Origin of the sequence: Paenibacillus sp. RC334 (assembly GCF_030034735.1) — a bacterium.
Lineage (GTDB): Bacteria > Bacillota > Bacilli > Paenibacillales > Paenibacillaceae > Paenibacillus > Paenibacillus terrae_A.
The window spans coordinates 4,658,913-4,679,991 of sequence record NZ_CP125370.1; the positions used below are offsets into that span (position 1 = coordinate 4,658,913).

Annotated in this window: 23 protein-coding genes and 1 pseudogene; 4 read left to right on the plus strand and 20 right to left on the minus strand. The window is 42.8% G+C overall.

All coding sequences use genetic code 11. From position 1 onward, the window contains the following. Positions 1-13 precede the first annotated feature (13 nt). Positions 14-1,570: a glucose-6-phosphate dehydrogenase gene (gene zwf, locus QMK20_RS21430; RefSeq protein WP_283653229.1), complete on the minus strand. Its 1,557-nt coding sequence runs from the start codon at positions 1,568-1,570 to the stop codon at positions 14-16. Between the two features lie 186 nt (positions 1,571-1,756). Further along, positions 1,757-2,521 carry a YwmB family TATA-box binding protein gene (locus QMK20_RS21435; RefSeq protein ID WP_349361972.1) on the minus strand — a complete coding sequence of 255 codons (765 nt, stop codon included), beginning with the start codon at positions 2,519-2,521 and terminating at the stop codon, positions 1,757-1,759. 50 nt (positions 2,522-2,571) lie between these two features. Here QMK20_RS21435 and QMK20_RS21440 point away from each other — a divergent pair, with 50 nt between their 5' ends. Beyond that, positions 2,572-3,207: a hypothetical protein gene (locus QMK20_RS21440; RefSeq protein WP_283653231.1), complete on the plus strand. Its 636-nt coding sequence runs from the start codon at positions 2,572-2,574 to the stop codon at positions 3,205-3,207. Between the two features lie 143 nt (positions 3,208-3,350). Here the strand turns inward: QMK20_RS21440 and QMK20_RS21445 are convergent, their stop codons facing one another. The 17 genes and pseudogenes from QMK20_RS21445 to QMK20_RS21530 all read right to left on the minus strand — a co-directional run bounded on the left by QMK20_RS21445 (position 3,351) and on the right by QMK20_RS21530 (position 18,091). Further along, positions 3,351-4,001, minus strand: a complete 651-nt coding sequence (locus QMK20_RS21445; RefSeq protein ID WP_044648538.1) for a response regulator — start codon at positions 3,999-4,001, stop codon at positions 3,351-3,353. Next, positions 3,979-5,058 (minus strand): sensor histidine kinase, encoded by a 1,080-nt coding sequence (locus QMK20_RS21450; RefSeq protein WP_283653232.1) that lies wholly within the window; start codon positions 5,056-5,058, stop codon positions 3,979-3,981. Before QMK20_RS21450 ends, QMK20_RS21445 begins: the two co-directional genes overlap by 23 nt. 15 nt (positions 5,059-5,073) lie before the next feature. Further along, positions 5,074-5,721: a cell wall-active antibiotics response protein LiaF gene (gene liaF, locus QMK20_RS21455; protein ID WP_283653233.1), complete on the minus strand. Its 648-nt coding sequence runs from the start codon at positions 5,719-5,721 to the stop codon at positions 5,074-5,076. A 147-nt stretch (positions 5,722-5,868) separates the two neighbouring features. Next, positions 5,869-6,573, minus strand: coding sequence for a PspA/IM30 family protein (locus tag QMK20_RS21460; protein WP_283653234.1), 705 nt, complete (start codon positions 6,571-6,573; stop codon positions 5,869-5,871). Continuing rightward, a complete protein-coding gene (locus QMK20_RS21465) occupies positions 6,573-7,061 on the minus strand; it encodes a PspC domain-containing protein (protein WP_283653235.1) in 489 nt (162 codons plus the stop codon). The genes QMK20_RS21460 and QMK20_RS21465 overlap by 1 nt, the downstream gene beginning before the upstream one ends. A gap of 7 nt (positions 7,062-7,068) precedes the next feature. Continuing rightward, positions 7,069-7,740 carry a PspA/IM30 family protein gene (locus tag QMK20_RS21470; protein WP_283653236.1) on the minus strand — a complete coding sequence of 224 codons (672 nt, stop codon included), beginning with the start codon at positions 7,738-7,740 and terminating at the stop codon, positions 7,069-7,071. A gap of 84 nt (positions 7,741-7,824) precedes the next feature. After that, positions 7,825-8,136: a LiaF transmembrane domain-containing protein gene (locus QMK20_RS21475; RefSeq protein WP_283656324.1), complete on the minus strand. Its 312-nt coding sequence runs from the start codon at positions 8,134-8,136 to the stop codon at positions 7,825-7,827. Positions 8,137-8,266: 130 nt separating this feature from the next. Beyond that, the gene (locus QMK20_RS21480) at positions 8,267-9,490 is read right to left on the minus strand and encodes an MFS transporter (protein WP_283653237.1); all 1,224 of its coding nucleotides are present in this window, start codon (positions 9,488-9,490) and stop codon (positions 8,267-8,269) included. Between the two features lie 157 nt (positions 9,491-9,647). Beyond that, positions 9,648-10,199, minus strand: coding sequence for a TetR/AcrR family transcriptional regulator (locus QMK20_RS21485; RefSeq protein ID WP_283653238.1), 552 nt, complete (start codon positions 10,197-10,199; stop codon positions 9,648-9,650). A 350-nt stretch (positions 10,200-10,549) separates the two neighbouring features. Then, entirely contained in the window at positions 10,550-11,248 is a 699-nt protein-coding gene (locus QMK20_RS21490; protein WP_283653239.1) for an SDR family oxidoreductase, read from the minus strand. A gap of 438 nt (positions 11,249-11,686) precedes the next feature. After that, positions 11,687-12,259 carry a TetR/AcrR family transcriptional regulator gene (locus QMK20_RS21495; protein WP_283653240.1) on the minus strand — a complete coding sequence of 191 codons (573 nt, stop codon included), beginning with the start codon at positions 12,257-12,259 and terminating at the stop codon, positions 11,687-11,689. Between the two features lie 140 nt (positions 12,260-12,399). Beyond that, complete coding sequence (locus QMK20_RS21500; protein ID WP_283653241.1) at positions 12,400-12,576, minus strand: hypothetical protein; 177 nt, start codon at positions 12,574-12,576, stop codon at positions 12,400-12,402. A 10-nt stretch (positions 12,577-12,586) separates the two neighbouring features. Further along, entirely contained in the window at positions 12,587-13,600 is a 1,014-nt protein-coding gene (locus tag QMK20_RS21505; RefSeq protein ID WP_283656325.1) for an NADP-dependent oxidoreductase, read from the minus strand. Between the two features lie 881 nt (positions 13,601-14,481). Beyond that, positions 14,482-15,561 (minus strand): alkene reductase, encoded by a 1,080-nt coding sequence (locus QMK20_RS21510; RefSeq protein WP_283653242.1) that lies wholly within the window; start codon positions 15,559-15,561, stop codon positions 14,482-14,484. A gap of 46 nt (positions 15,562-15,607) precedes the next feature. Next, positions 15,608-16,360: an SDR family NAD(P)-dependent oxidoreductase gene (locus QMK20_RS21515; RefSeq protein ID WP_283653243.1), complete on the minus strand. Its 753-nt coding sequence runs from the start codon at positions 16,358-16,360 to the stop codon at positions 15,608-15,610. 198 nt (positions 16,361-16,558) lie between these two features. After that, positions 16,559-17,343: pseudogene (locus tag QMK20_RS21520) on the minus strand (SDR family NAD(P)-dependent oxidoreductase). 169 nt (positions 17,344-17,512) lie between these two features. Next, positions 17,513-18,091 carry a TetR/AcrR family transcriptional regulator gene (locus tag QMK20_RS21530; protein WP_283653246.1) on the minus strand — a complete coding sequence of 193 codons (579 nt, stop codon included), beginning with the start codon at positions 18,089-18,091 and terminating at the stop codon, positions 17,513-17,515. Between the two features lie 159 nt (positions 18,092-18,250). Here QMK20_RS21530 and QMK20_RS27445 point away from each other — a divergent pair, with 159 nt between their 5' ends. After that, positions 18,251-18,457 carry an aldo/keto reductase gene (locus QMK20_RS27445; protein ID WP_349361870.1) on the plus strand — a complete coding sequence of 69 codons (207 nt, stop codon included), beginning with the start codon at positions 18,251-18,253 and terminating at the stop codon, positions 18,455-18,457. Here the strand turns inward: QMK20_RS27445 and QMK20_RS21540 are convergent. Then, complete coding sequence (locus QMK20_RS21540; protein ID WP_283653247.1) at positions 18,379-19,272, minus strand: LysR family transcriptional regulator; 894 nt, start codon at positions 19,270-19,272, stop codon at positions 18,379-18,381. The genes QMK20_RS27445 and QMK20_RS21540 overlap by 79 nt on opposite strands. Before the next feature lie 394 nt (positions 19,273-19,666). Here QMK20_RS21540 and QMK20_RS21545 point away from each other — a divergent pair, with 394 nt between their 5' ends. Together QMK20_RS21545 and QMK20_RS21550 are read left to right on the plus strand one after the other, a co-directional pair. After that, complete coding sequence (locus tag QMK20_RS21545) at positions 19,667-20,251, plus strand: LysE family transporter (RefSeq protein WP_283653248.1); 585 nt, start codon at positions 19,667-19,669, stop codon at positions 20,249-20,251. A 19-nt stretch (positions 20,252-20,270) separates the two neighbouring features. Next, entirely contained in the window at positions 20,271-20,753 is a 483-nt protein-coding gene (locus tag QMK20_RS21550) for a YbaK/EbsC family protein (RefSeq protein ID WP_283653249.1), read from the plus strand. The last annotated feature ends 326 nt before the right edge of the window (positions 20,754-21,079 follow it).

A 21,079-nucleotide genomic window follows, 5' to 3' on the forward strand; every position in this document is an offset into this window, starting at 1 on the left:
ACAATTATCAGGATTACTGAGTGCCGCCTACCCGCCAGATGACATTATCTTCATCCTGGCCACTGACTGGCCACCATTTGAAGCCATCTTGCTCCAGCAGCTTATGAGCTCCTTCCGGTCCCCATGAGCCTGCAGCATAGGTTTCCAGCGTATCCGGGGCTTGTTGCCATGCTTTGGCGATCCGATCCACGAATCTCCATGCTGTCGCAACCTCATCCCAACGCGTGAAGTACGTAGAGTCCCCTTCAATCGCGTCCATCAACAACCGTTCATAAGCCTCAGGTGAGTTGATGCCGACCATACAGCTTTGGCAGAAATCCATAGCCAGCGGTTCAATATCCGATTCCGAACCCGGCTTCTTGGCATTAATTTTGATGTAAATGCCCTCCATCGGATTAACCCGGATCACGAGCAAGTTCGGTTCCAGCTTATGCTTTTGACCAAGATATACGTTCGTAGGCATGCTCTTAAATTCCACAACGATTTCGGTTGTCTTTACAGGAAGACGTTTGCCAGTACGAATGTAGAAAGGAACCCCTGCCCAACGGAAATTATCCACAAATACGCGTGAAGCAAAATAAGTCTCTGTGCTCGACTGTGGATCAACCTTGTCCTCTTCACGATACCCCGGCAACTGCTGACCGCGATAGCTTCCTTCCGTGTATTGACCACGTACCACATTAGTCAACACATCCTCTGCGGATTCAAAAGGACGCAACGAACGCAGCACTTTCACCTTTTCATCACGGATATCCTCAGGGAGCAAACGACTCGGTGGTTCCATTGCAATCATCGTCAGCATTTGCAGCATATGGTTCTGTCCCATATCCCGCAGAGCGCCGGAATGATCGTAATAACCTCCGCGTTCCTCTACGCCCACGGTTTCACTAAGCGTAATTTGCACATTGGAAATATGCTTATTATTCCACAATGGTTCAAAGAAGGCGTTTGCGAAGCGGATGACTTCGATATTTTGCACCATTTCCTTACCAAGATAGTGATCAATCCGATAAATTTCTTCCTCTTCAAATACTTCGCGTATTTCAACATTCAGCTCTTGCGCAGATTCCAGGTTATAACCAAACGGCTTCTCAATGACAAGACGATTCCAGCCCTTGCCATCCATCATACCGCCTTCTTTGAGGCTCTCCGATACGCTTCCAAACAGTTCAGGGGCCAAAGCCAAATAAAACAAACGGTTCCCCGGAATGCTGAATTTCTTCTCTATGGTCTCTGTCTGCTGTTTCAGTTCATGAAATCCTTCGACATTGTTGATATCCAGTGATTTATATTCAAAATGCTCGGCAAATGCCTGCCATTCTTGATCGTTTTCTGCCTTGTAACGGCTAAACTCCTGTATCGAAGCGTACAGGTCATTACGGAATTCTTCCTCTGTGCGAGGGCGTCTCGCTACGCCAATAACGGCAAAATCCTCACCCAGCTTCCCTTCGCGGTACAAGCTGTAGATCGCAGGAAAAAGCTTGCGGCGGGCCAAATCGCCCGTAGCACCAAAAATAAATAACACAGCGCCTTGCATCACAACAGATTCATTATTAGGTATGTCAGCCATGAAGTACCTCATTCTTCCCATGACAAGATTCCGCTTCCACAACCCTCGAAATCCGCATGTAGTATTGTGTATATTTATTCAAGATCATACTTGATTTTCGACAAACATGGAACTGAAGATTTGATGACATTTTAGCATATTCAGCATGGATAAGCTATCCGATGAATCATAAATTTACCTTATAAGTCAGTATTCTATCGTAATCAGCGGAAAACCGATCGTAATACGAGTATCCTGATGCTCCTCATCTTCATGCACAGCCATCTGCATATGCACCTGATGCTCACCACTTTGAACTGTCAGAGGTAGCTTCGGTGCTTCATAGGATACAGCTACCGTCGTCGCATCTGTATATCTTTCTTTTGCTTTCATGGACAAGCTTCCTGCTAAACGTGTCTCTGTCAGCTTCATCAGTTGGTCCACGGGCTCATTTGATTTCAGCGAATGCTGAATGGACGTATTCCATACTGCTTGTACTCCCACAGCCGCCAATTGTTCAGCACAAAGTTCATGCAGTCGGATTAACTGCTCACGTCCTGCATTGCTACTCTCAAGTTGAACGACCGTATACCATTGACCAGCTAGCTGTTCCATCACATTTAAGCGGATTTTCAGTTCTCCGCTACTGCCAACAGATCGATACACCGTGTGTCCATTTTCCTCAACCTTGCTTACGGCGGGAATATTCAGTTGATCGGCTATCCGGGCCGCCATGGCTGCTGGATCATCACCGTAAGAAGTCCAGTTACCTTGCCATTTCACAACCAGCTTATCCAGTGTACCAGGAGCCTGATCCGAGACGGTCAATACAGAGCGCAAGTCCGTTCCTGCCTTGAGGGAATCATATCCGGTAGCTTGAAACGTCCCGTAACGCCAGCCTACCAGTAACAGCAACGTTCCGAACACCGCGATAGCGACAATCCCTTTTTTGATGACCTCTGCTTTTAACATCATGGTTCCTCCCGCTCCACAAGCATCCGATTCCTGGAGGCACATTCTGGATGTTTTTTTCGGCTGGCTTGGATTCTATCAATCTATCAATAGCTTTCCCGTTGCAAGAGGTTTTATACACGCTAGAAGCAGAAGAACATCTTTTAAAAATATTCGTTCACCTGCTGGGTGTTCGACCATACATTATAGGCAGCGTGAGAATAGACTATGATCACAACGTATCTTATTCAGAAAGAGGTGAAATCATGTTTCCCATATATCCTGTAAATGAAGCCAATGTGGCACCTCACCGTGGACGTCTGGTCTGTGCTGTTCTGCATGACGGTACACGACATGTTGGCATTCTCAGCGGGTGTGGCAAAGGTAAGCTGATGCTGAACGGATATCCATCCTCCTTTTCTAATAGTCTCTACGCCGGAAACTATAATAACAAGGGAAAACAAGAAGCCAAGAAGATATCCTCCAAAAAGAAAAAAAGAAATTCTAAAAACAAAGCAAATTCCTCTGCCAAAATAAGCAGTTTAATCAAACCCACTAGGGAGCCCCTCAGTCCATCCCCTCCCTATGACACAGGTGGATATGGAAATGGTGGACCAGGCTATGGCGGCGGATATGGTGGATATGGATACGGAGCCGGACTTGCGCTGGATTTGGCCTTAATCGCCTTTCTGTTCTTACTTATTTAAATACCGTTTAAGGATCGAAAAAAAACCGGAGAACTACTACAAGTCTCCGGTTCGTTGTATTCACCTATTTAATTTGGAACCTGTTCAGCAGCGTAAAATGACTCCATTCTTTTGTATTTCATAGTATCAGTCCGTTCTACACGCTACTCCGCTAATCCGTTTTTGTAGGCATAGATTGCCGCCTGTGTGCGGTCCTCTACCCCCAGCTTGGCCAGAAGGTTCGTGACATGAAATTTCACTGTCTTGATCCCGATGATCAGCTCATCTGCAATATCCTGATTGGATTTACCCTGTGCCAACAGCCGGAGTACTTCCATTTCACGATCCGTCAGTTCCGCATGCGCAGGCGCTTCAGCCTGCGGCTGGCGAAATCGATTCATCATCTTGGAAGCCACCTGCGATTCCAGCACGGACTGTCCGCGTGCCGCTGCACGGATCGCATCCGCAACCTCGGATGCACGGGAGGTTTTGAGCAGATAGCTGAACGCGCCCGCTTCAATAACCGGATACATTTTCTCATCGTCCAAATAACTCGTCAGTACGATGACCTTCGTCTCTGGAAGCAGGCGTGTCACTTGGCGAGTCGTCTCGATTCCATCCATGCCGTCCATAACCAGATCCATTAAAATCACGTCCGGCTTGTATTCCGTAGCCAGTCGTATGCCTTCTTCCCCGCTCCCGGCCTCGCCTACCACTTCAATGCCTTCTTCCGTGCCCAACACCGCCGCCAGACCAATCCGCACCATTTCATGGTCGTCTACCAGCAGTACGCTAATCGGCAATTCCGTTTCCATGATCATCGTTCCTTCCGCTTTCATCATTTATAACCGGCACCGATACCTCAATTCGTGTTCCTTTCTCCGGAGCCGTTATATACTGTATAGCTCCTCCAATCTCGCTGACCCGCTCCTGCATCGTGGACAATCCATACGAAGTCTGCTTTTTCTCGTCCAGCTCGAATCCAATTCCGTTATCCCTAATCGTTAACCGAACGGAATCCGGGCGTTGCACGATACGAATCTCCATGCGGCTTGCTTTGGCATGACGCAACGTATTAGACATAGCTTCCTGAACGATGCGAAACAAATGGTTCTCAATGCCTTTAACCAACTGTACTCCGCTCTCCATCTCAAAATCAATCTCCATGGGAACCTTGGCCTGCAATTCCTGTATTAAATCACGTAATCCCTGTTCCAGCCGCTTGCCTTCCAAATAAACAGGTCGTAAATGAAGCAGTAACGCCCTCATTTCGGATTGCGCCACCGAGGACATTTCTTCAATCAATGCAACCTGACGCTGCGCCTTATCAAAATCCTTATCCAGCGTCCTGCCTACAGCCGTCGCCGTCATCGAAATGGCGAACAATTGCTGCGACACTGCATCATGTAGCTCCCTCGCCAATCGCTGCCTTTCCTCGACAATCGCGGTTACTCTGGCCTGCTCTGCCAGCTGTGCATTGTTGGTGGACAGGCGTTGCAAAGAAGTAACCTGCTCTTGCCATTTGTGCCCGATTCGCTCCAGTTGCTCACCCAGCCTGCCCAACTCATCATGACCCAGTGGCGGCAGCTCCCGGGCAGGGGTCCCCTTTTCCCACATCAGCAGCGTCTCCCGCAGCTTTTCCAGCCTGCTTTTGAAGCGGTAGCTCTCATAAAAACCGTATATTGCCCCGGTGCCAATCAGTACCATGACGACGGCTCCCACAAATTTCAATATCATTCCCCAGGTTGGGAACGACTTCACATATCCATATGTATACAGCATATAAAAAACAACTACGCCCACAACAACACACAGGAGGATACCTTCACCCATACTGCGGGTTACCATGTTGGACGTTTTTTTATGATTCATCCCGGCTCCTCCTGATCAATAAAATCGGACGCGCACATCGCCCGCCAAATACGAAATGACAAACTTCACTTTATATTCACTCTGCGCATAATTGGGTGACTTCCAAACCAGACGATTGAGCATACCCGCCTCATGATCACGGTCAAATTGAATCTGCCCGAACAACACGAACATTTCCACCTCTACACCGTAATTATCCGGTAGCGTGATGTCAATATCACCGAAGATCCCCTGCAAAAATATAACGGGTTCACGTTCTTCCGGAAGTGCCAACGTCAAATCAGCATCCACATCCCCAACCACATGCCATATACTTGTGCTGCGCAAGCTCCACGGCACTTCGTCCCATTTATGATTGGATATAAAATTGTGCTTGAATATCGAGCTTTGACCCTTATGCAGCTTTCTTGAACGTGAATAGAATGCAGCTAGCGACCCTAGAGTTACTACCACAAAAAGAAATAAATGATCCAGTACGAGCAGCCCTGCCCCAATTGCGAGCATTGTATAGCCCTTTTTGATTTTGGAATTACGAATCTTATATATTCCGGCCAACATCAGGATCAGTGCAATCACGGAGAGGAAGCCAATCCACTGACCGAATAAAATGATAATCCCGATTGCGATACCTGCCAGTGCCAAGACTGATTTCCTTTTCTCCATGCTGCACCCCCTTTATTTATACAGGAAGGAAAAGCCATAGTGGCGCGACATTCCGCCATATGGCTTTCCCGAACCATACAGATTGAGCACTATAATTGACCAGTGTCCATTCCATACAGCATATCATAATGTCTTATTTTCGAGTAGTCAGTCCTTCTTTATATCTACTGGTTTAGCACCCGTTTGAATTTTGGATTTGAGCTGTTGAAGCTGCTCATTCACTTTGAACAGTTTTTCAGCCTCTGCCGGATTGACGTACGCTTCTCCCGGAGCTTGACGGTAAGGGGCACGCAGTACGTCAGCTTCTGCTTCCATTTGCATGATTTTTTCTTCCATGCGGTGAAAGCCCAGCGAAGCAGATCCGCTTTCAATCGTGTGCAGACTGTTGATTTGCGACATTTGTTTTTTGGCTTTTGCCATTTGAGCGCGGGATACCAGCTCATTGCGCTTGTTGCGCATTTTGTAGAACTCATCCTTCATGTCGTGAAGCTGTTGCACCAATTCTTTGGCTTGAAGCTCGGCTTGCGTGTGCAGGTCGCGGTATTCATCTTGTTTTTGTGTAAAATAGATCTTTTCGCCCAGCAGCTTGCGCGCTACTTCCTCCTGGCCGTTCCGCAATGCGGATTCTGCTTGTTGTTCACGCTCATTAGATACTCTTACTGCTTCCTCCAAGCGCTGTTTCATGCGACGTTCATTTGCCATTTGCTTGGCAACCGTTACTTCTGCCTCGTGAATTTCCGCTTCCATATCACGCAGATATTGGTTTAGCATAATAATCGGGTCTTCCACTTTATCCAGCACTTCATTCACCGATGCTCTTGTCATATCCTTCATTCTTTTAAAGATTCCCATTATTTACGATCTCCCTTCTCGAATTGCTCTACTTTTTTGCGTAACTCTGCCAACTCTTTTTTCATTGCTTTTCTCTCGATATCTTCCATCATGGAATCCAGATCACTGTTAGGACCTGTGTTAAATTTGGATGAATGACGGGCATCTTGACCAAAAGATTGGCTCGGATTACCGTATGCTCCGTCCTGATTGTAACCAGTTCCCGGTCCGTACTGTGAACCGGTGCTGTTCCCGCCATAATAGCGTGAATCCTGTTGATTGTAAGGCCCACTGTTGGGACCAAATCCTCCATCATAAGGAGATCTCGGCTCCTTGGAGATAACCAGCGCCGCAATTACATACAGCATAAATGTGGTTCCTGCTGTTATAAAGAAACTGATCACAACCAGAATACGAATCCAAGTTGAGTCCATCCCTGTTGCGTCAGAAAGACCGCCGCATACACCTGTTAATACTCTATCCCGGTTTGATCGGTAAATTCGGGTCATAATCAACTTACTCCTTCCCGCTGTTGTTCAGCTTGCTCTTCAGTCTCGCCCACTCTTGTTCGAGCAGCGATTCGCCGCCATGGGCATCCTGCGTGTGACCGCCTTCTCCCCGCCGCAAATCACGCAAGCTCAGCGTTTCTGCTTCCATATCGGCTACCCGATCTTCCAAGCGGTTGAACATTCGGGGAACATTTCGTCCACCGTATGTACCTGCCCGTTCGTTCATCTGCTGCTGGAGTCTCAACGTTTGTACACGTGCCGCATAATACTGGCGCTTACTGTTTACCGTTTGATATTCCGTTTTTAAGGTATCTAGCTGATGCTCCAATTCACGTAGCGATTCACGGCTCTGCTCCCACAGCTCTCTATACTGCTCTTCTTTTTCTGCATACAGCATTTTTTCCTGAAGGGCCAGCTTTGCAATGTGTTCTTCATCTGCCTTTAAAGCCAGCAGCGCCTGTTCCTCCCGTTTAATCTGCATGGACACTGCGTGATCCAGCTGTTGCTTCATCTGTCTTGTGTGCACTGCATATTGCTGATGAAGCTTTTCCGCTTCGGCAATATCCTCGCGGGTGTTATACAAGAACTGATCAATCAGTTGTATCGGTTCTTGACTTTGTTCCAAATGCTCATTGAAGGTCGCTACGGTAATATCACGCATTCTACGAAACACACTCATTTGCGTCTGCTCCTTTCACATTTCGTATTTTCATATCTTCATACTTCGTTTCTGTAATTCACATTACCCGCGAATCCATCAATCTCAGTAACGTCTTCTGCGGTCACTCAGCAGTGAAACACCAAATATGATTAAACCAATTGCCAGCAGCGGCCCCAAAAGCCATGACAGTTTGCCGAGTAAAACCAGTACCCCGATTACAAGTACGATCCAGCCGAAGACCACATTTCCTCTTTTCACACCGTAGTAACCTAGCATGATCATCGCTATCGGGATTAAGTAACCGATCAAGTGTCCTATAAAGTAACCGAAAAATGGAGTAAACTTACCGAGCAGCATAATCGAACCCAATACAATCAGTACAATAGCCAACCCATTCCCTTTGTTAACTCTCATCATCTCTCACCGCCTTTCACTGTGTCTTGCTTATGTCCTTATTGTACGCTGATCCGGAGTTCGCCAAAACGGACCCCAGACGGTTTTTGAACCTAGACCTAAGTCGGGGGTGCATACAGACCTGCGGCTATCACCCTCTATGTTGTTCTGCCGCACGGGCTGTTGGTTGTTGCTCACCCGCTTGCTTGGAGCGTAGTGAAAGGACGAGACAAGCCAGTAACGCTATAGCTGCAACCATATAAGGCAAGTTAATATGAACATCAAACAGCAGTCCTGCAATCAGTGGTCCGATCACATTACCCAAACTTGTATAAGATGAGTTCATTCCAGCCACAAACCCCTGCTCATCCCCGGCCTGCCGTGACAAGGATGTGCTTACAGCCGGACGAAGAATGTCCATCGCCAGAAAAATGATAAAAGTCGTCAACATAATCATGGCGTACTGCTCGGCAAACAGTGTCAAAAAAATAAATAATCCCGCAACAGCCAAACAGATATGAATGATCTTTTTCTCGCCAAAACGATTAATAATCCAGCCAAATATAGTCGCTTGGACAACTGCCCCCAGAATGGAACCTGTGGTTATAATGATGGCAATATCCATCGGCGTAAAACCGTATTTATGATCTACAAATAATCCGAATACCGTTTCAAAGTTAGCCAGCCCAAAAGCAACCACAAACACAATGATCAATCCCATGAAATAAGGAGAACGATACGACTTGGCAAATTGCTGCAAAAGGTTTTCCTTTTGCCGTGGAAGCTCTCTATTATACCGTTGCTTTTCCTTGCTTAAGGATTCGGGCAGCACTAGCAAAGACAAGATAGCGGCTACCCCCCCAGCTCCCGCGGCTGCAAAAAAGGGAATACGTATTCCGTACGTGGCCAGCAAACCACCAATGCCTGGTCCGATAATAAACCCAGTGTTAATCGCCGCATTAATCATCCCCATTCCCCGGCCTCTTTCCTCGAATGAGGTCACGTCAGCGACATACGCCATAATAGAAGGAGTAAGCAGTGCGGCCCCCGCTCCGCCCATGATTCGAGCTACAAACAAGGTAGGTACCGAACTAGCCAGTCCAAAAACAAGCTCGGATAACATAAAAATAAACATACCCGAAACGATCAATTTTTTACGTCCATAACGGTCAGACCACTTGCCCGCCAATGGTGATAATAAAAGTTGCGTCAGGGCAAAAGCCGCGACCATCAGTCCCATCGAGGAACCATTCATTCCCAGCTCGCTTATAAATTTAGGTAATACGGGAACAACCAATCCAATCCCCATGAATGCCAAAAAGATGTTAAGCATCAGTAACAGCATGGCTCCCCGATTTCGTGTCAGCATAGACATGTTTCAACCCTTCCTTTTCCTGTGTATCTTTTATTATTTATCATTTCTTAAACTTGCTTACCGTATCTTCGGAAACAATAAAACTTAAATTGTTTTATTAGTTTTCTTATAAAAAAATGACCTCTTCAAATATGTAACATATTGTTGAGGCCATTTTCTATTTTTCGACCAGTCCAAATAACAATATATCTACAATAGAATAAATAGCATCCTCTACCGTCACGCTGTTATCCAGAAAAAATCGCTGATCAAGCGTTAAATTTATAGAATCAATAATAAGTCTCATGATGAGAGCCTCGTTTTTATTTACAATAATCCCTTCCTGGATGCCCTGCTGGATTAATGTTCTGATCTGGGGCCAATCATTCAAATCGGTATACATCCTTTTCCAATGCTCAGGATAATATTTTTTCATTTGATCCAGTATTCGCAAATCATAAAACTCATAATATTGCGGTATGACCCTGATCGACTGCTTAATCTTCTCTAGCAAGGTTAATTGATCGTTTTCGACAATTTGCTCGGTTTTTCGAATCATATCATCATTCGTACGCTCTATAAGCGTTTCTAAAATGAGTGTTTTGGACGAAAAATGCTCATATAAGGTGCGCTTACTAATAGCAAGTCTTTTCGCAAGATCATCCATTGTAAATTTCAAACCGCTTTCATGCGCCTCCTCCACAAAAGCTTCTAAAATCCTTTCCTTCATATTCATCCCTCATTCCTTTATACCAAATAAAACTATAAACGTTTTTTCAGTACCAATATCCTACTACATAATTAAAAAACCCGTCAAATTTACATTGCTCTAAAACATAAATATAATAAAAAGGAGGGGCCCTGAAGCCCTTTTCAACCGCTTTGTAAGTCAAAAGTTTAGAGCCCGTTACAGCATGTTATCAAAAAAATATCCCTCCAAAATTTTGAATCCTGAATTAGTCAGGATCTAAAAATCGGAGAGATTTTTTTAATGGCAGACTTTTGAATGCTGAAATATGTTGATTCATGCTTGGTATTATTAGCTCCCTTTCCTTCAACAAAGAAATTCGTAAAATCACCTTAGGTTAGCTGTGGGTATATCGCGGCAACACCGCCGGCAAGACCGCTTTGGACAGTGCGGCTCACGTTGTCGGCGATAATTTCAAAACTATCGGATTCTAAACCATCGATAGCCAATTTTGCAATATCCGCAGGATTGGATTTGGGAGCTTCAATGCCTGCCGTCATGTCTGTGTCCATAAATCCCACATGCAAGCTAGCTACCCTCACTTTTTGAGGATACAGATTTAAGCGCAGTGCGTTTGTCATTCCCCACTCTGCCGCCTTTGCAGCCGTATACGCGCCTTCACTTCCCATACTAACCCAAGATAATACGGAAAGAATATTCAGAATTGAACCCCCGCCATTCTTTGCAATAATAGGCGCGAAAGCACGAACCATGGATAATGTGCCAAAGACGTGTGTATTAAACTCCAAGTGTATTTTATCGAGATCTCCGTCAAGCAAAGAAGCGCCTGTAGACGTGCCTGCATTATTGATCAGAAGCGTAACATCCTTAGCTGCCAGAATAGCTGCAGATACCTCTTGAGGATTGGTAATATCAAGTTTTACAGGTGTTACACCGGGAATGTCAACGGAATCCGGATTTCTTGCACCAGCATAAACCTTAGCCCCTCTGGATAGAAGTTCAAGTGCAAGTTGACGACCAAGACCTCGGTTCGCACCGGTGACAAAGGCGACTTGTTCAGAAATATTCATTTTTTTATGCTCCTTTAGTTGTTTTTGAGTATAACAGAACATCTTACTCTTCTGAGCTATTCATCATGCCATAAATGCAATTAATGAAGTTAGCTACTATAAACAGATATATAGAACGCTCATTCGTTACATGATATAGCTATAGGGAAAAGAGGAGGTTCAACTATACAAGAACGAACATTCTAATAAAGAGAAAAAATAAATACTACCCTCGAAATCAGAGGAGAATTCACCATTCTGCTGCCTCTAATATACTTGAGTAAAACGAGCCTTTTCCCTTTATCCAATGGCTCCTTGCCATTCCATTTCCCTCCCATCACCAATATACCATATTGAGAACGATTGGTAAAGAATTTACTTCTAGCATAAGTCATTGTTAAAGTACCACTGATCTTCGCTATTCAGATCAGCGGCTTTAAGACTCATATTATTTCCTTTTCAATCTAAAATGCTCAGTGTGGTATTAATAATACCGAATAACTTCTCTTGACTGGTTGCTGTTTTGACCATCGTACGTAACCCTAACCAAGCATTCATGAAGTAATGAGAAAGGGCTTCAGGGTCAAGCTGAGCTTCGAATTCACCTGTTTGTTGACCAATAAGAATGAGATTATATAACAACTTCTCCGTTTTTGAATAGCTATCTTCAACTAAGGAGGCAACTTCTGGATCTAATAATCCCAGCTCCACACCCGAATTAACGATGAAACACCCTTGGGGGTCTCCTTTTTTCTGTAGAGTGGACTCAAAAAATTGTCGAATTAATTCCTTAACCGGTTCTTGCTTGTCAACCAATAATCTCATTTTGTTGTTTTGAATAGCCTCGTATCGTTTGAGTGCATTCATAAATAAAGCATGCTTATCCCCAAAAGTATCATAGATGCTTTTTCTGTGAATTCCCATAAAGTCGACTAATTCTTGCATCGAGGTTTTCTCGTACCCTTGCATCCAAAAGAGTTGTATCGCTTTATCTAATACTTCATTAACTTCAAATTCTTTATATCTTGCCATTTCCATCACCTCATGCATTCATTATACATTTAAGTAGATGATCAGCAAACGTGAGGGTAAAACTCGAAAAAAATCAAGCGTGCGCTTTCGAAGCCTTGAAGTATATTCGAACAACCGAAAAACAGTTCGATTTATCAACTTTATGTTGTTGTTTCTCCCTCTTGTATAGTCATAAGAATCTTTCCTTGAGCTGTCCCTTTAACGCCCGCTACATATGTTTTGATCAATACTTGATGTTTGTTTATTCCAGGAATAGGAAAATCGTTGATGTGAGCTTCTAGCTTTTTTGAGTAGCCGTATATTTGTACTGCTTTCATCATTTTCTCCTTAAAAATTAATAATCACCTTCCCTTTTGGACGTCCATTTGCGACTAGTTCTAGCGCTTCATTAACGTTGCCTATGGTAAATAGTGTTGGATGAATCGGTGGAACAATGTTGTTTTTTTCAATGATTTTGGTAATCTCTTTTAGTTGTGCGCCGTCAGAACGAACGAAGATAAAGCGGTATTCCACGTCGTGTTTCTTGGCTTTGTTGTCATACTTTGCGCCAACAACAGAAAATAGCTTTTGTTTCCACCATGGAAAGTTATTGTCTTCTGCGAAACGTTTATTGGGTCCTGTACGAAGAGAGAGTAATCTTCCGCCCGGTTTAATGATTTTTAATTCATTGTCAAATTCTTCGGCTCCCAAGGTATCAATCACATAATCGACATTCGACAACAAGTCAACATAGTTTTCTTTCGTGTAATCCAAATATTGGTCTGCACCAATTTCCAAAGTGCGTTCTCGCGCTTGTGCGTTGCCACTAACAATGACATTTAGACCCATTGCCTTTGCGATTGGGACAGCCATTTGACCAAAGCTACCCGATCCACCTGGAATGAAAACAGATTTACCAGACTGTGCCTCAAGTTCTTCATGTAGACCTTGATACGCTGTGAGTCCAGTCAGTGCTGCAGCAGCGGCTTCCACATAGGATAAATTTTTTGGCATGGGGGAGATTGCGGCAGCGTCAATTGCGGCATATCCCGCAAAAGCACCAATTTTTTTTAGTGGGAGACGTGTATAGATATCGTCTCCTACGTAAAAGTTTGTCACATTTTTTCCGATTTTTTCGATAACGCCTGCCAATTCATTACCAAGCGTTAATGGGAAATCATAATCTTGAATCAGTTTCACGCTACCTGTGATAACCAACATTTCAAGTGGATTGACCGCTGCAGCTTTGACCTTTACCAAAACTTCGTTGTCAGCAATCTCTGGAATTGGAATGTCATTGACTTGGGCGTGGATTTTTTTTGAGTACTTGGTGATCTGAGCTGCTTTCATGAGTGTTTTCATTTTTAAATCAGCATCCTTCCGTTGAGTTACCTTCATTGGGTTTGTTCACCTTATTATTTTCACTTTCTAAATACCATAATCTAAATGAGCTTGTATTTTTTCAAAGTAGCGATAAGACAATAGTTTTCACTATTTCAATAGAAAAATGAGCACGATACTATACAGATAACCAAACTAATCGTTTCATGAATGCTATTGCTAGCTTCGGGTGCAGATGGATCAAAACACAAAAACCAGTGCTTGACAAAAGATATGGATTTATATGAAAAGCCACCTATTTCTATAATGTTGTAAGTCCTACCCAACACTGATGCGAATCCATGTGTATCATGAGCTGCGTGAACAACCGTTAACGAATATCCAGAGGCTGTCCAATAATTCCGAAGTTCTTCATATAGAAGCCTGGGCTAGAGGCACCTATCCCAAACCCTCCCAACTTGCCATTCCAAAGTGTATATAACTCGCAAAGGTTGCAACGACTCCAGAGTCATCTGGAACTTGACCGCTGAAGCCGGTGTTCCCGTACTCAATCGGTGGAACAGGCATTAAGATCTACATCGGCCCATAGCGTCCGAATGCAGTAAAAGCCTACCAGTACAGTGCAACCCATGCGTCAAGCACTGATTTTTAGATTGATCCAAGAAACTATACAAATATAATTTTATTTGACCTGAGGTTTTTTTCTCATAACATTGATGACTCACAGATAAATTTATGGCGTACAATTTTTTAGTTGTACGCCATTTTTAAACACTACTGTCTATATTGTAGTTTAAGTTTAAAACTACTTTGTTATTTCCTCTATTTCGTTTAAAAAATAGAGAATCACTTCCAGCTTCAAGCTGGTTGTAAAGCGTTGATATTTGCCATATAAGCTATACTTACCCCTTCTGAGATTCTAATTCTTTCAATGTAGGATAATCCGTATAACCCTTGCTTTCACCACCATAAAATGTTGCAGGATCTGCTTCATTTAATGGAGCGCCTGCTTTAAGCCGTTCCACAAAATCTGGATTAGCCAATGACCATCCCCCAATAGGTGCTAAATCAGCAAGACCACTATCGATATCAACGCTAAGATTTTCCAGTGCCCGTCCAGCCCGATTGACTAACAACGGATTCTTCCATAGAGATCGAATGTCTTGAAGCAGTTCTTCGTTTCCGAGGTGCATAATATGAAGGTAAGCCAAATTTAATTTAGCTAATTCTTGCGTCAGGTAACGATAAAGATCAGGACCTTGTTCACCATCTTGAATCCCACCAAGAGGAGTTCCTGGAGAAATACGGAAGCCAGTTCTCTCTGCCCCAATCTCGTCAACGATGGCTTTTGCTACTTCAATCGCGAAGCGAGTACGATTTTCTATAGAGCCACCATATTCATCCGTCCGTGTATTCGAATTTTCTCCGATAAATTGGTTAATCAGATAACCATTTGCTCCATGAATTTCAACACCGTCAGCTCCTGCTGCAATAGCAGCCGCCGCAGCTTTACGATAATCTGCAATGGTCGCTTGAATATCTTCTTTACTCAACTCACGTGGTACGGGGATATCCTGCATGCCTGTAGCCGTAAACGTTTCTAATCCTGGTGCAATTGCAGAAGGTGCAACCGGCTGCCGATGATGAGGTGTATTGTCAGGGTGCGATATACGACCGGCATGCATTAATTGGATATAAATATACCCGCCTGCTTCATGCACTGCATTGGTAACCTTTTTCCACCCTTCAATATGCTTTTCCGTATAGATCCCAGGTGTCCTTAAGTAACCTTGACCATCATCTGAAGGTTGTGCACCTTCCGTAATAAGAAGTCCTAAGGATGCACGTTGAACATAATAAAGTGCAGCCAACTCTCCAGGTGTACCATCTTCTTGCGCTCGACTACGTGTCATTGGTGCCATCGCTAATCGATGAGGCAATTCAATGTTACCAATTTTTGTTTTGCTCCATAATTTCTCCACTTTTATTCCTCCTATTTAAATGAGTTGCACGGATGTACAATTGGATTTAAAATTCTGAAATTACCGGATAGATTTGCCCTCTCAAATTGAAATTATAGTTCTGGTCTACAATTCCTACCACTTCGTTACTATCATAAAGATCCACCATGAAGCCCGCCATTTGCTTCGCAGTGTGATACTTAGGCATGTTTGCTTTAAAATCAAATTCTTCAGCATCTATTGATTTTTTCGCAAATTCCGTTTCCGTTATGGCTGGTGCTAAAACTTTTGCCTTCATTTTCGCACCTTTCAGTTCCAGTTCTTTTGCAAGCCCTTCGGTGAAGGCACTAACATAATATTTAGTTGCAGAATAAGTAACACTGCTAACGGCAACAGCATAACCAAGTGCTGAAGATACGTTAATTAACTGAGTTCCTTCTATATCAGCATAATCGTGTGCATATAGAGTAGAGAGAATTGTTAAGGTTTCTATATTAACACGCAGCATAGCTTCAACTTTATCTAAATTCTGATCCACTACAAAAGAGGATTCACCAAGCCCGGCATTATTAATCCAAGTCTCAATTTGATACTCCTTTAAATCGTTATACAGGGTATAGGCCTGATCAGTAACCGACAGGTCACTTGTAAGAATTACAACGTCTAAATCTGAATTTATTCCTTGAATTTTTGATTTAAGCTCTTCTAATTTTTCCAATCTTCTAGCTACAATAATCAAGTTTTTGCCGCGAGACGCAAAGGCCAATGCTGTCTCATATCCTATTCCTGAGCTCGCTCCTGTAATAACTGTGTACTTCATACGATTCTCTCCCTTTTAAAAAATATTATTTAGATAATTGAAGAATGATCATTCTACTTTAGTTAAAAAAATAAGAGTTAGATCTAACTTGGTCTAAGCATAGCATTTTTAGAATGATCAGTAAAGTATTTTTAATAAGAGGTGACCAATAGACCGTCAGCAGATTTAGCATTGCTTTGGATGTTATAGAAAATCAGGTCAATGCCCTGTTCTGTTTTGGGTGAATCTAACCATACGGGTCACCAATTTGCGTGGCAGTAATCGTGGAATGAACTTCATTAATCGGTTGCGAGCCCCTGGCATTATGAATGTCTTGCCGCGTAAAAAGCCTCGATAACCTTCCTCAGCTACCTGCCCGGCCTCCATGATAGCCCCATTCTGGAACAGTTTCGAGGCCCCCATACCCGAACGATCAACGAAGCCGGTTGATGTCAGACCTGGACATAGTGCCGTCACAGTCACGCCCGTTCCGTTCAATTCGTTTTCAAGAGCCTCGGTGAACGACAGCACATACGCCTTCGTTGCGTAGTAAACTGACATCATAGGTCCCGGAAAAAAAGCCACCAATGAAGCGACATTCATCACGCCTCCTTCGCCGCGTTTAACCATATCCGGCACGAACAACTTTGTCATAATCGTTAGGGCCTTTATATTGACGTCAATCATATTCGTCTCTTCCTCTAACTTCGTCTCCAAAAATGTCCCAAATAAACCAAAACCAGCATTATTGACAAGATAGTCGACGACGATCCCCTTCTCCTTGAGCTCCGCGAAAATCTCCTCCGGCACACCGTGCGACGCGACATCCTTGGCGATGACCGTCGCTCGGGTGTCATATTTTTTTTGTATTCTTTACCAAGCTCCACAAGCTTACTCTCACTACGCGCCACCAGCACCAAATCATATCCATCCTTGGCGAAACGATCTGCCAATTCTTTTCCAATCCCGCCAGATACTCCAGTGATAAGTACAGTTTTTCTCATCTTACAAGTTCACCTCTATTTTTTAGTATTAACCGTTTTTCAGCATTCAATAAGATTATTGATTTGAATGTTCGTTCTCCATATAAAAGACCTCTAATAAAGAGCGGCATGGAGAGATTGTACATACGAGAACGATTATTCTAGTAATGTGAAAAAAATATTAATCAAATCATTTTTCTAAAAACTGCATTGATATGTTGGCTATACGGTGAAGTTTCTCTCTGGGAATCGAGGTTCTTGCCATACTCCTTAATCCAACTCCTACATTATGCAGATACTCTGCCAATTCCCCAGCGTCGTAATCAGAGCTGAATTCACCGTCTCGTTGCCCCCAAAAAATTATTTCCTTGAGTAGTTGCTCTTCTGTTGTAAACGCCTCAGTAGACTTTTTATTAACATCGGCATCGCGCGCTGCCAATTCGACCGCCGAATTTACCATTAAGCAGCCGGAAGGCGAGTCCGTTTCCCCACTGATCAGGATGCCAACAATAAATTGTAGGGCTTCCGTTGCAGTCTTGGAACGTTTAACTCCTCCTGTAAGAGAGGCGTTGACTTTACTTTCATAACGATCCATCGCCTTTAGAAAAAGCGTATGTTTGTCGCCAAATGTGTCATACAAGCTTCTGCGATGGATGCCCATATGCTCAACCAAATCGGACATGGATGTTTTCTCGTAGCCCTGTTCCCAAAAAAGTTGCATCGCCTTATCCAATACCTTGGTCTCATCAAACTCCTTGTTTCTTGACATTTCAGTTCCCTCCTTCTTAAGAATTTAACATATCGGGAACGATCAGTAAAGAAAAAGCATGTTAAATACGTTTGCAGCCTCCCCACCATTATGCTCTCATGTGGATCAAATCAATCTCACAGCTCAAAATAATGGAGCAATCAAGCTGAAGAGGATAGTTTGCGAAGACTTCAAACCGATTATATCCATTTGCATCAACTACACCGACCTGATGTTCATACCAATATTGAAAAAACTCTTGATGCGCTTACGTATCTGGTCAGAAAAGGGAAGAATACTGCCTTACATTATACAGGTAGCAAAATTAATTCTTTCATCAGTCGAATGAATAATTCCATAGAGGAGCTTATCCACTTGTTTTTATGATAAGCACAAATTGCTGTGATTTTTTGTGTGTCAAGCTCTGTTTTGAGTTTTATCAAAGATTTATTTTTCAATTCTTCTTCGACTGTAAATTGCGGTAGATATGCCACCCCTAAATTACTTATCACACTTTGTTTAGTTGCTTCAATACTTGATAACTCAAGGGTGTTGTCAAGTACAATACCTTTATCTTTCAAGTATTGATCAAACATTTGCTGGAAAATGCTATCTGGATCATTATTGATCAAGCTGACCGATTTTCTTTGGTTTCCTTGCAAAAAATCCCTTTGATTGATTGGTAAGTTAGGCGAAGCAATTAAGGCCATGCCCAAATTGACAATAGGTTCAGTTAATATTGTTGGAGAGTACCCACCCACATCATAATGCACTGCAATATCTGCTCCACCGTTAATGATTTGGTCTCTTATTATATAACAATTTAATGCTTGCAACGATAACTTTACGTTAGGAGCCCGTTCTTTAAATGCTCTAAGTACAGGCTGCATCTTATAGATTAATAGCGACTCGGGCATGGCTACCTTTAGTGTACCGCTCATTTCGAGAATGCTTTTACCATAATTACTGATTTGCTCGGAAGATTGAATAATCGTATCAATGTACGGTAAAATATCCTTCCCCGCTTGTGTTAGGATCATTTTTCTCCCAATTCTTTCAAATAATTTTACTGATAGTTCTTGCTCTAATTGTTGTATCTGGAAGGTGACTGTGGACTGCGTATAATTGAGTTTACGTGCAGCATTTTGAAAGCTTCCAGTCTCCAAAATTGTTTTGACAGTGTTAAGATACTTTAATTCCATAGTTAATGACCCCTAAACATAATTCGATTTAATCGAATTTTAATATTTGCAATATCGATTTAATTAATATTTAGTTCGCAGAACTCTATCATAAGTAAAACAACCTGTCAAGGGGGATGTAAGGAGTAAATACGCGAGCAAGTTGTTTGAGATAACATTCAAAAATATAACAGAATCTATCCATTGCTTAATGGTGTGCCGTCAGTCCATGGCTTGGTTCTCGCAGATCTCCTTTCTATAATTCAATAATACTGAATCATAAGTTTTATTATTTCGATTTTTTTAATATTTTTATTTGTGGTATCGTTTCATAAAGTGGAGCAACCGATCCAGGAGGATATACGGAATAAAATAGATCTTTACTTTAAATGATATTGAAAGAAGGTTTATTTAGGTGAGTACAGTAATGTGGGTATCTTTCTTGTCTTATGCAATTACAACAGCTCTTTCGCCGGGCCCTAATAATATATTAGTCTTAAATGCAGTTAGCAACAATGGAATGAAGCGAAGTAAACAATTGATATTTGGAGTCTATTTTGGTTTTTTTAGTGTGATGGTCATATGTGGAATGTTTAGTGTAGTCCTCGCAAAGTATATACCTACTGCAATGCCATATATGAAGTACATTGGGTGTGCTTATATTTTGTGGCTTGCTTATTATACGGCAATAAGCAAGCCATCCAGCTCCGATGCCGAGGAAGGCTCTACTTCATTTATGCGTGGCTTTATTCTGCAATTTGTAAATGTAAAAATAATTTTATGGGGAATTACGATATTTACAGGCTATGTTCTTCCGTATTATTCATCTTTTGCAGCGGTAGCCGGTTTTATTGTTTTGGCTACTATTATTGGTGATGGAGCAACGCACCTATGGGCAATAGGCGGGGTAATCCTGCATAAAATCATAAATAAGTATTGGCGCCCAATTAATTTAATGATGGCATTGCTATTGGTTTACAGTGCATTAAGTTTAATATGAAATAAAAGGAGATTGGATTATGTCATTTGAAAAGGTTCGAAGCTATTTCGAAAAGCTTAACATGGGAGACAGAATCAAAAATTTTGATAGTTCCTGTGCCACGGTCGAACAGGCGGCAGAAACAATAGGTGTAGTTCCATCTCGTATTGCAAAAACACTGAGTCTAAGAAAAAACGATGGCTGTATGCTTATTGTGATGGCTGGAGATGCCGGTATTGATAATAAGAAATTCAGACATTTTTTTGGACTCAAAGCAAGGATGTTGACCGCTGATGAAGTGATGGAACAAATAGATCAACAGGTTGGTGGTGTATGTCCATTTGCAATTAAAGAGGATATACCAGTATATATCGATATTTCTGTTAAGCGTTTCGACTCCCTTTTTCCCGCTTGTGGAAGTCCGACAAAAGTCATCGAACTTTCTCCTGATGAATTATTTACCTATGGACACGCTATTGCATGGATTGATGTGTGTAAAGGCTGGGATTTATACCATCAGTAGTAAGCCATAAAATTCATTATGCATGGTTATATTAGCAGCCTATTTTTTTGGGGGGGGTGGCTTCTCAAAGCGTACGCTCTCCTTAAGCAGCATACCAGGGGGTTCGTGCACCATGTCCGGGTATTCTCAAGCTTTCTCAAAGTGATTTTCATCCAAGCGACCACGACATTCAATCTGTTACATGTGACCTGTTTCGAATGTCCCTCCTGAGACACCTTACACCTGCCATTCTTATTACCAATGCCAAAACACCTCCAAAGTTTGTCTGGGAAGTAATCTTTTGAAGGTGTTTTGGCTTATCTCACACTGAAGGTCATTTCCTCAAC